This window comes from Amycolatopsis sp. NPDC006131, assembly GCF_040614175.1.
Taxonomy (GTDB): domain Bacteria; phylum Actinomycetota; class Actinomycetes; order Mycobacteriales; family Pseudonocardiaceae; genus Amycolatopsis_E; species Amycolatopsis_E tucumanensis.
On sequence record NZ_JBEXTX010000188.1, the window covers coordinates 1 to 9,294 of the forward strand.

The 9,294-nt window shown below is 71.5% G+C and carries 10 protein-coding genes; 9 read left to right on the forward strand and 1 reads right to left on the reverse strand.

Annotation, left to right across the window (positions count from 1 at the left end; translation table 11 throughout):
- The first annotated feature begins 188 nt into the window (after positions 1-188).
- From ABZ215_RS42265 to ABZ215_RS42280, 4 genes are all read left to right on the forward strand, one after another.
- Entirely contained in the window at positions 189-803 is a 615-nt protein-coding gene (locus tag ABZ215_RS42265) for a helix-turn-helix transcriptional regulator (protein WP_354956458.1), read from the forward strand.
- Positions 787-2,226 carry an MFS transporter gene (locus ABZ215_RS42270; protein WP_354956460.1) on the forward strand — a complete coding sequence of 480 codons (1,440 nt, stop codon included), beginning with the start codon at positions 787-789 and terminating at the stop codon, positions 2,224-2,226. The genes ABZ215_RS42265 and ABZ215_RS42270 overlap by 17 nt, the downstream gene beginning before the upstream one ends.
- 16 nt (positions 2,227-2,242) lie before the next feature.
- A complete protein-coding gene (locus ABZ215_RS42275; RefSeq protein WP_354956462.1) occupies positions 2,243-2,869 on the forward strand; it encodes a Maf family protein in 627 nt (208 codons plus the stop codon).
- Between the two features lie 99 nt (positions 2,870-2,968).
- A complete protein-coding gene (locus ABZ215_RS42280; protein ID WP_354956464.1) occupies positions 2,969-4,288 on the forward strand; it encodes a dicarboxylate/amino acid:cation symporter in 1,320 nt (439 codons plus the stop codon).
- Here the strand turns inward: ABZ215_RS42280 and ABZ215_RS42285 are convergent.
- On the reverse strand, positions 4,285-4,908 hold the full coding sequence (locus ABZ215_RS42285) for a hypothetical protein (protein WP_020423459.1): 624 nt from the start codon (positions 4,906-4,908) through the stop codon (positions 4,285-4,287). The two genes, ABZ215_RS42280 and ABZ215_RS42285, sit on opposite strands and share 4 nt — an antisense overlap.
- A gap of 179 nt (positions 4,909-5,087) precedes the next feature.
- On the opposite strand from ABZ215_RS42285, the gene ABZ215_RS42290 reads away from it, so the two are divergent.
- From ABZ215_RS42290 to ABZ215_RS42310, 5 genes are all read left to right on the forward strand, one after another.
- Positions 5,088-6,887 (forward strand): acetyl/propionyl/methylcrotonyl-CoA carboxylase subunit alpha, encoded by a 1,800-nt coding sequence (locus ABZ215_RS42290; RefSeq protein WP_354956466.1) that lies wholly within the window; start codon positions 5,088-5,090, stop codon positions 6,885-6,887.
- A gap of 9 nt (positions 6,888-6,896) precedes the next feature.
- Positions 6,897-7,361 carry a DUF1707 domain-containing protein gene (locus ABZ215_RS42295; RefSeq protein WP_354956468.1) on the forward strand — a complete coding sequence of 155 codons (465 nt, stop codon included), beginning with the start codon at positions 6,897-6,899 and terminating at the stop codon, positions 7,359-7,361.
- Positions 7,358-7,717, forward strand: coding sequence for a DUF1707 domain-containing protein (locus ABZ215_RS42300; protein WP_354956470.1), 360 nt, complete (start codon positions 7,358-7,360; stop codon positions 7,715-7,717). Before ABZ215_RS42295 ends, ABZ215_RS42300 begins: the two co-directional genes overlap by 4 nt.
- Entirely contained in the window at positions 7,717-8,052 is a 336-nt protein-coding gene (locus tag ABZ215_RS42305) for a hypothetical protein (RefSeq protein ID WP_354956472.1), read from the forward strand. The genes ABZ215_RS42300 and ABZ215_RS42305 overlap by 1 nt, the downstream gene beginning before the upstream one ends.
- A gap of 108 nt (positions 8,053-8,160) precedes the next feature.
- Complete coding sequence (locus tag ABZ215_RS42310; protein ID WP_193354416.1) at positions 8,161-8,799, forward strand: AMP-binding protein; 639 nt, start codon at positions 8,161-8,163, stop codon at positions 8,797-8,799.
- Positions 8,800-9,294 lie beyond the last annotated feature (495 nt).

Here is a 9,294-nt window from a genome sequence, read left to right on the forward strand (position 1 = left end):
AGCCGACCCGCCGCACGCGCCAGGCGACCCGCCACGCCACCCCGCCAGCCGACCCGCCGCACGCGCCAGGCGACCCGCCACGCCACCCCGCCAGCCGACCCCTCCTTGCCAGCCCAATAGTCAGCGCCGTATAGTCCACGCGGAATAAACGGACTGGAGCGATCATGGCCGCACCCAAACTCACACCCATGGCACTGGCCGTCCTGGAGCTGCTGAACGAGCGGCCGATGCACCCGTACGAAATGACCCAGCTGATGCGCGACCGGCACCTGGAGCACCGCGTCGCGGTCAAGACCGGCTCGCTCTACCACACGGTCGACCGCCTGCTGGCCGTCGGGCACATCGAGGTCTTCGAGACCCAGCGCGAGGGCCGACGGCCGGAACGGACCGTCTACGCCCTCACCGAACAGGGCCGCGACGCGTTCATCGACCGCGCCAAGACGATGCTCAGCACCATCGCCACCGAGTACCCCGAGTACGTCAGCGGTCTCGGGGCGATGGACGACCTCGGGCGCGAGGACTCGCTGGAGCAGCTGGAAAAGCGCCTCCTGCAGCTCGAAGCGAAAGCCGCCGCGCAAGAGGTCGTCACCCGCAAGCTGACCGCCGAGGTGCCGCCCATCTACTGGGTGGACTGGCGCTACACCGCCGCGCAGGTGCGGTTCGAACTCGAGTGGACCCGGGAACTGGTCCACGACATCAAGTCCGGGCGCCTGCAGTGGATCGACTACGACACCCAGGACCCCGCACTCTCCCTCGTCCCCACCGAATCCACTGAGGACAGATCCGATGACAGAGCGAGCTAACCCGTGGGCGGCGCTGATCGCGCTGTGCGTCGGGTTCTTCATGATCCTGCTGGACACCACGATCGTGTCCATCGCGGTCCCGTCGATGGTGAAGGGCCTGAACACCGACCTCAACGCCATCGTCTGGGTGATGAGCGTCTACCTGCTCACCTACGCGGTGCCGATGCTGTTCACCAGCAGGCTCGGCGACCGCTTCGGCCCGAAGCGCGTGTACCTGGCCGGGCTCGCGGTGTTCACGCTCGCGTCGCTGTGGTGCGGCCTGTCTGGCACCGCCGAGACGCTGATCGCGGCACGCGCGGTGCAGGGGCTGGGCGCGGCGCTGATGACGCCGCAGACGCTGGCGTTCATCACGCACCTGTTCCCGCCCGCCAAGCGCGGCCCGGCGATGGGCATGTGGGGCGGGGTCGCCGGCCTGGCCACCATCGCCGGGCCGCTGCTCGGCGGTGTGCTGGTCGACCAGCTGGGCTGGGAGTGGATCTTCTTCGTCAACGTGCCGGTGGGCGTGGCCGGCCTGGTGCTCGCGGCGCTGATGGTGCCGGACTGGCAGCCACGCAACTCCCACTCGTTCGACCTGCCCGGCATCCTGCTGTCGGTCGCCGGGCTGTCGCTGCTGGTCTTCGGGCTGCAGAACGGACAGCACTACGACTGGGGCACGGTCGCCGGCCCGGTCAACGTGCTCGAGGTGATCGCCGCCGGAGTGCTGCTGCTCGCCGGGTTCGTGGTGTGGCAGCGCTACAACCGCCGCGAGCCGCTGCTGCCGCTGCGGGTGTTCGCCAACCGCAACTTCTCCGCGGGCACGCTGACCTCGGTCACGATCGGCTTCACCATGACCGCGATGTTCCTGCCGCTGGTGATCTACGTGCAGGACGTGCTGCTGCTGTCCCCCACCGAGGCCGGGCTGGTCACCGCGCCGATGTCGCTGCTGTCCGGGATCATCGCGCCGTTCATCGGCCGCCTGTCGGACCGGACGAACCCGAAGTACCTGGTGATCTTCGGGATCGTCGCGCTCGCCGCCGGCCTCGGGCTCATCGCGTTGATGGCGCGGGAGACGAGCACCTGGTGGGTCACCTTCCCCGGCCTGCTGCTGTGCGGAGTGGGCACCGGCTCGGTGTTCGCGCCGATGAGCAACGTGACGATGAGCTCGGTCGAGCCACGGCTGGCCGGCACCGCGTCCGGCATCTTCAACACGGCCCGCCAGGTCGGCGGCGTGCTGGGCAGCGCGGCGTGCGGGGTGCTGTTGCAGGCCCGGATCAGCGCGGGCATGGCGAGCAGCGGCGGGAACCAGGCGCAGGCGCTGACGGACGCGGCGCGCGAGACGATGCTGCTGCCGGTGGCCGTGCTGCTGCTGGGAATCATCGCGGCGGCCGCCATGCGCCGCCCGGCCCCGCGGCCGGCGCCCGCCCCAGCCGCCACGCGGGCCTGACGGCTACCCTCCCGACGTGCACTTCGTTCTCGCCTCACAGTCCCCCGCCCGCCTGGCGGTCCTGCGCGCCGCGGGCATCGAACCGAGTGTCGTGGTCTCCGGCGTCGACGAGGACGCCGTGGCCGCGGCCCTGACCGACCCGTCCCGCGAGGAGCTCGTCACCGCCCTCGCGCTCGCCAAGGCCGAGGCCGTGCTGGCCGAGGTCGCCCGGACGCACGCGGACGCGGTGGTCGTGGGCTGCGACTCGATGCTCTCGTTCAACGGCGAGATGCTCGGCAAGCCGGGCGACGCGGAGACCGCGCGCAAGCGGTGGGCGCAGATGGCAGGCGGCAGCGGCGACCTGCTCACCGGCCACGCGGTGCTGCTGGTCAAGAGCGGCGAGAAGGTCGGCCAGGCCGTCGGCACCCAGACCACGCGGGTGCGGTTCTCGTCGCCGTCGGAGGCCGAGATCGACGCCTACGTGGGCACCGGCGAGCCGCTGCGGGTCGCCGGGGCGTTCACGCTCGACGGGCTCGGCGGGTGGTTCGTCGAGGGCATCGACGGCGACCCGTCCAGCGTGATCGGGATCAGCCTGCCGCTGACCCGGCGGCTGCTCGCGGAGGTCGGGATCAGCGTGACCGACCTCTGGTCTCCCACATCCTGAGAACTGCCCCACACGAAGGGGCATGGGGAAGAGTCCGGTGACGCCGCGTGTTGACCACACGCGGCACAACCAGTGACTTTCACGCCCCGGAGCGAACCCGTGTCCCTGTTACGGACCTACACCAAACCCAAGGTCTTCGGCCTGATCGTGGTCGTCGCCCTCGTCGTGGGCGCCCTGCTGGGCGTCCTCGCGAAGCAGACCGGCCAGGACTGGCTCGTCACGACCCTCGACACGATCGGGTCGATCTTCACGAACCTGCTGCAGGTCACCGTCCTGCCGCTGGTCTTCACCGCCATCGTGCTCGGCATCGTGAGCCTGCGCGGCCTCGGCGGCGCCCGCACCGCGGCCCGCCTCGGCGGCAAGACCGTGCTGTGGTTCGCGACGACCTCGCTGATCGCGGTGCTCATCGGCATCGTCATCGGCAAGATCGTGAACCCGGGCAGCGGCGTCTCGCTGCAGCCCCAGCCGTCGACCGTGGAGAAGCTCGCCTCGCGCGACCAGGGCTCGTGGCTGGACCTGATCAACAACCTGGTGCCGAGCAACCTGTTCGAGGCCTTCGCCGACGGCGAGATCCTGCAGGTCGTGCTCGTGTCGCTGGCCGTCGGCCTCGCCGCGTACGCGCTGGGCGACCGCGCCGAGCCGTTCGTGAACTTCAACCGCGCGGTGTTCGACATCGTGCAGAAGGTGCTGGGCTGGATCATCCGGCTCGCGCCGCTGGGCGTGCTCGGCCTGATCGGCAACGCGTTCGCCACCTACGGCGACCAGTTCGTGCGGCCGCTGCTGTCGCTGATCGTCGCCGTCTACGCGGGCACGCTGCTGGTGCTGTTCGGCGTGTACCCGCTGCTGCTGCGCTTCGTCGGCAAGGTGAGCCCGGCGGTGTTCTTCCGCAAGGCGTGGACGGCGCTGCAGTTCGCGTTCGTGTCCCGCTCGTCCGGCGCGACGCTGCCGCTGAGCCGCCAGACGGCGGTGAACCTCGGCGTCGACCCGGGCTACGCGAGCTTCGCGGTCCCGCTCGGCACGACGACCAAAATGGACGGTTGCGCCGCGGTTTACCCCGCGGTGGCCACGATCTTCATCGCGAACCTGTTCGGCATCTCGCTGTCCTTCGGCGACTACCTGCTGATCGTCGTGGTCGCGGTGTTCGGCGCGATCGCCACGGCCGGGGTGACCGGCTGGTTCACGATGCTCACGCTGACGCTGAGCACGCTGAACCTGCCGCCCGAGGTGATCGCCACCGGGATCGCCGTGATCTACGGCATCGACCCGATCCTGGACATGATGCGCACCGCGACGAACGTGGCGGGCCAGATCGCGATCCCGACGTGGATCGCGCGCACGGAGGGCCTCCTCGACGACGAGGTCCTGAACTCCCCCACCGCGGCGCCGCTGCTCGACGCGCCGCAGCCCGCGCGGGCCTAGCTGCAGGCGCGCAGGTCGCCCGGGTTGAGCTGCACCTCGGGCCAGCCACGCAACTGGCTGACCGAGGTGTAGCGCCGGGTGCAGCCCAGCGCACTGCCGTCGAGCGCGAACACCCGCGCCAGCACCGGCGACGTCTGCACGACCACCACCTCCGGCGCGGTGTCGCCGGTGACGTCGTCCAGCCGCACGACCCCGCCGCTGGAGTAGTAGGGCTTGTCGACCGAGCGCCAGGTCCCGGCGCGGTCGACGAGCAGCTGCGCGATCGCAGCCCCCTCCTGCCGGGCGTGCACCAGACAGGCCGACACCGTGCCGCTCACGCAGGACAACGAGTTCGCGTCCAGGCGCCCGCCCAGCGCGGTCACCGTCACCTCGATCGTGTTCGCGCCCGCCTGAAATCGCCCGTTGCCGCCTTGGGAATCGGCGAGCAGCTCGACCGGTTTGCCGTCCACGGTCGCCCGCGCCACCACCTGGCAGGGCCCCTCGCCGCAGTCCGCGCCCGCCGTCACCGCGTTGGTCCCGCCGCCGTCGGCCGGCGCCTGCGCGCTCGTCCCGTCCTCGCGCAGCAACCGCACGGTGACCAGCGCAGACAACGCCACGACGGCCGCCACGACCGCGGTCACGACAACCGAACGAGGCGCGCGTCCCCTGCCCACGTGCCCACCCCTTTCCCCTTCAGGGTAAGCGTGAGCCGGGTCTCACCGCAGCACGACTACTCCGCCGTAAACTCCGGGAAAGGCCCGCGGAAGCGCCGCGCGACGCTCCGGGGGGATTGCGTGAAGGACCAGATGGAGGTAAGGGCGTGCCCGAGCAGGCCAGCGCGACCCAGGGCGGACCGGTGACGAAGATCCTCGTCGCCAACCGGGGTGAAATCGCGGTCCGCGTCATCAGAGCGGCCAAGGACGCCGGGCTCGCGAGTGTCGCGGTGTACGCCGAGCCCGACCGGGACGCGCCGCACGTCCAGCTCGCCGACGAGGCGTTCGCCCTCGGCGGCACCACGGCCGCGGAGAGCTACCTCGTCATCGACAAGCTCATCGACGTGGCGAAGCGCTCCGGCGCCGACTCCGTCCACCCCGGCTACGGCTTCCTCTCCGAGAACGCCGACTTCGCGCAGGCGGTCATCGACGCGGGCCTGACCTGGATCGGGCCGAGCCCGCAGGCGATCCGCGACCTCGGCGACAAGGTCACCGCGCGGCACATCGCGCTCAAGGCCGGTGCCCCGCTGGTCCCGGGCACCAAGGACCCGGTGTCGAACGCCGAGGAGATCGTCGCCTTCGCCGACGAGCACGGCCTGCCCGTCGCGATCAAGGCGGCCTTCGGTGGTGGCGGCCGCGGCCTGAAGGTCGCCCGCACCAAGGAGGAGATCCCCGAGCTGTTCGAGTCGGCCACCCGCGAGGCGGTCGCCGCGTTCGGCCGGGGCGAGTGCTTCGTCGAGCGCTACCTCGACAAGCCGCGCCACGTCGAGGCCCAGGTACTGGCCGACCTGCACGGCAACGTCGTGGTCGTCGGCACCCGCGACTGCTCGCTGCAGCGCCGCCACCAGAAGCTCGTCGAGGAGGCGCCCGCGCCGTTCCTGACCGACGAGCAGCGCCGCACGATCCACGAGTCGGCCAAGGCGATCTGCAAGGAGGCCGGCTACTCCGGCGCCGGCACGGTCGAGTATCTGGTGGGCCTGGACGGCACGATCTCGTTCCTGGAGGTCAACACCCGCCTGCAGGTCGAGCACCCGGTGTCCGAGGAGACCGCGGGCGTCGACCTGGTGCGCGAGATGTTCCGCATCGCCCAGGGCGAGAAGCTGCGGTTCACCGAGGACCCCGAGCCGCGCGGCCACTCCATCGAGTTCCGCATCAACGGTGAGGACGCCGGGCGCAACTTCCTGCCCGCGCCGGGCACCGTCACCAAGCTGGTCTTCCCCGAGGGCCCCGGCGTCCGCGTCGACTCCGGCGTGGTCACCGGCAGCGTCATCGGCGGCCAGTTCGACTCGATGCTGGCCAAGGTCATCGTCACCGGCACCGACCGGCAGAACGCGCTGGAGCGCAGCCGCCGCGCGCTGGACGAGATGGTCGTCGAGGGCATGGCGACGGTCCTGCCGTTCCACCGCGTCATCGTGCGCGACCCGGCGTTCGTCGGCGACGAGGACGGCTTCTCCGTGCACACCCGCTGGATCGAGACGGAGTTCGACAACCAGATCGAGCCGTTCATCGCGGCCGCGGAGGCCGAGGAGGACGCCGAGCCGCGTCAGACGGTGGTCGTCGAGGTCGGCGGTCGTCGCCTGGAGGTGTCGCTGCCCGGCGACCTCGCGCTGGCGAGCGGCGGCGGCAAGGGCGGCGGTGGCGCGAAGGCCAAGCCGCGCAAGCGGGGCGGCGGCACGAAGGCCGCGGCGAGCGGTGACACCGTGGCCGCGCCGATGCAGGGCACCATCGTCAAGGTCGCGGTCGAGGACGGCCAGCAGGTCGAGGCCGGCGAGCTGCTCGTGGTGCTCGAGGCGATGAAGATGGAGAACCCGGTCACCGCGCACAAGTCGGGCACCGTGACCGGACTTTCCGTCGAGGTCGGCGCCGCTGTCACGCAAGGCGCTTCCCTGCTCGAAATCAAGGACTAATCTGACGGTGTGACCGAGGTTCCCTCGCCCGATCTGCGCATCGGCGACAACGACCGGGAGTCCGCGCTGAAGGCTCTCGGCGAGCACCTGAGCGCCGGGCGTCTGGACCTCGACGAGTACGGCGACCGTTCGGCGAAGGTCACCGCCGCCCGCACGCGGCGGGACCTCGCCGAACTGTTCGCCGACCTGCCCGAGCCGCACCCGGTGTTCGAGCAGCCGCGGCAGGCGAAGGCGGTGGAGAAGAAGCCGGACCGGCCGCCGCGGCAGTGGTCGGACCGCCCGTTGCCGCAGCGCGTGGCGGCCGCCGCGGTGCCGTTCCTGTGGGTGGCGGCGATCGTGCTGGCCTTCGCCACCTCAACCTGGTGGTGGGTCGCCATGCCGTTCGTGTTCACCGCGGCCGCGAGTAATTTCTGGGGTTCGGACTGGGAGAAGCACCGGCACGGCGCCCACGGCAGGCGGGACCGGCGCCGGTGAGCGACGAACCGGACCTGCGGCTGTCCGACGCCGAGCGCACGGAGGCCATGGACGCCCTGTCCGAGCACGTCCGCACCGGCAGGCTGGACATCGACGAGTTCGGGCGGCGCTCGGCGCAGGTCGCGGCGGCCCGGACCCGGTCGGACCTGGCGCCGTTGTTCGCCGACCTGCCCGCGCCCCGGCCGCGGGTGCTCGACCGGCCCGCGCCCGCGCGGCCGCCCGCGCGGAAGGTCGGACTCGGGCTGCTCCCGCTGCTGGTGATCGCCGCGGTGGCGGTGTTCGTGCTGACCCGCGGCATGTGGGTGGTGCTGCTGGTGCCGGTGGTGATGGCGGTCGTGCTGAGCTGGCGGCGCTGATGGAGCCGGTGGAGATCAACGCCGGCCGGTACTACCTGCGGCAGTTGCGATCCGACGACCAGCTGGACGACCGCCCGGCGCTGACGGCGGCCGGGGTGACCGCGCCGAGCCAGTACGTGGCGCGGCGGGCGCGTGAGTGGGCGCGGGACGAGAGCTACGCGTGGGTGATCGCGGAGCCGCGGACCGGTGCGATGCTGGGCGAGGTCGTGCTGGGCACCGACGGGACCATCGAGGTCTGGACCTCTCCGGACGACGAGGTGGCCGAGCGGGACGCCGTCGCCGCGGTCGCCCGGTTCGCGGCGGGCGCGCTCGGGCTGGTGGTCCGGCGTCCGTAGCCGGATGTGGCCCAGTCCTCTTGTGCTCGCTGACACAATTCCTCGCGCGCCGTCGCGGGTTGTGGTGATCTGGATTCAGATTCCGATTCAGCGCTGAACGGGGGGAACGTGGGCGAGTCCAGCGTCTTTCTGACCCGCATCCTCGACGTGCTGTTAGATGGCGGCGACCAGATCGCTTTCGCCCATCGTGGCCGGTCGATGACGTATCGGGAGACCTTCGACACATTACGGCGGCTGCATGCGACTTTGAAATCCGAGGGGATCGTCCCCGGGCAACTGGTCGCAATTACCGGAGGAAACGCGCCGGAAACAATTCTCCTGCAGTTCGCCTCCCAGTTGCTCGGTGCTCGGGTGGTGCACATCGACGAGGGCCGCTCCGATTTGCTGGAGCTGCTCGAGGTCGACCACGTGCTGACCACGGATCCGGAAGGCCCGCTGGTGACTTCGCGGGTCGCGCGCGCCCCGCGGCGGGACGAGGAGACCGCGTTGCCGCGCTCGATCGAGACGATGTTCTCCGGCGACGGCACGAACCTGGTCTGCTACCGGGACGTGTACGAGGAGATGGCCCGCACGACGCAACCGAACGCCGAGGGCCCGCAGCGGGTGCTGTTGATAGCGCCCCTGTCGCACCCGATCGGCAACCGGCTCACGTGCAAGGCCCTGCTCGCCGGCGACACGGTGGTCCTGCACGAGCGCACCACAGGCACCGGAAGCTTCGCGGCGGCCAACCTCGCCGGCGAAGCCTGACAGACCTCGCTCACGGCCGCAGTGCGCCGCGCCTGCTGCACGCGGGGGTCAGCCCCGCTCGCGGCAGGTCGCGGCCCCGCTCGAGGCCGGGCCACGAGCTACCACCGCTCCCGGCGCGCTCGCGGCCTGCCGCTGAGCGGCCGGCAAGCCCCGATCGCAGCGAGACCGCGCGCCGCAGCCGCCAGCGCGCCCACCCGAGCTGACCGCACGCACACGCCGCGCTAGCGGCGCGCCTACGAACTCCCACCAAGCAGCCCCGGCTCCCGTCGCGGCACGGCCGCGAGCCACAGCGCTCGCCCACCAACCCTGGGCCGCGCTCGTCAGCGCGGCTGCGCCGCCGGCCCAGCCGCACCGAGCTCGGCCGGTCGCGAACCACAGCCCACCCACCAACCCTCGGGCCGCGCTCGTCAGCGCGGCTGCGCCGCCGGCCCAGCCGCACCGAGCTCGGCCGGTCGCGGCACGGCCGCGCACCCCCACCCCACGCGCCGCCCCCCA

What these genes read in the sequence shown, in the direction of transcription:
- ABZ215_RS42305 (WP_354956472.1), top strand. Translation starts at nt 7,717, where the DNA reads ATGGAGCCGGTGGAGATCAACGCCGGCCGGTACTACCTGCGGCAGTTG.
- ABZ215_RS42265 (WP_354956458.1), top strand. Translation starts at nt 189, where the DNA reads ATGGCACTGGCCGTCCTGGAGCTGCTGAACGAGCGGCCGATGCACCCG.
- ABZ215_RS42270 (WP_354956460.1), top strand. Translation starts at nt 787, where the DNA reads ATGACAGAGCGAGCTAACCCGTGGGCGGCGCTGATCGCGCTGTGCGTC.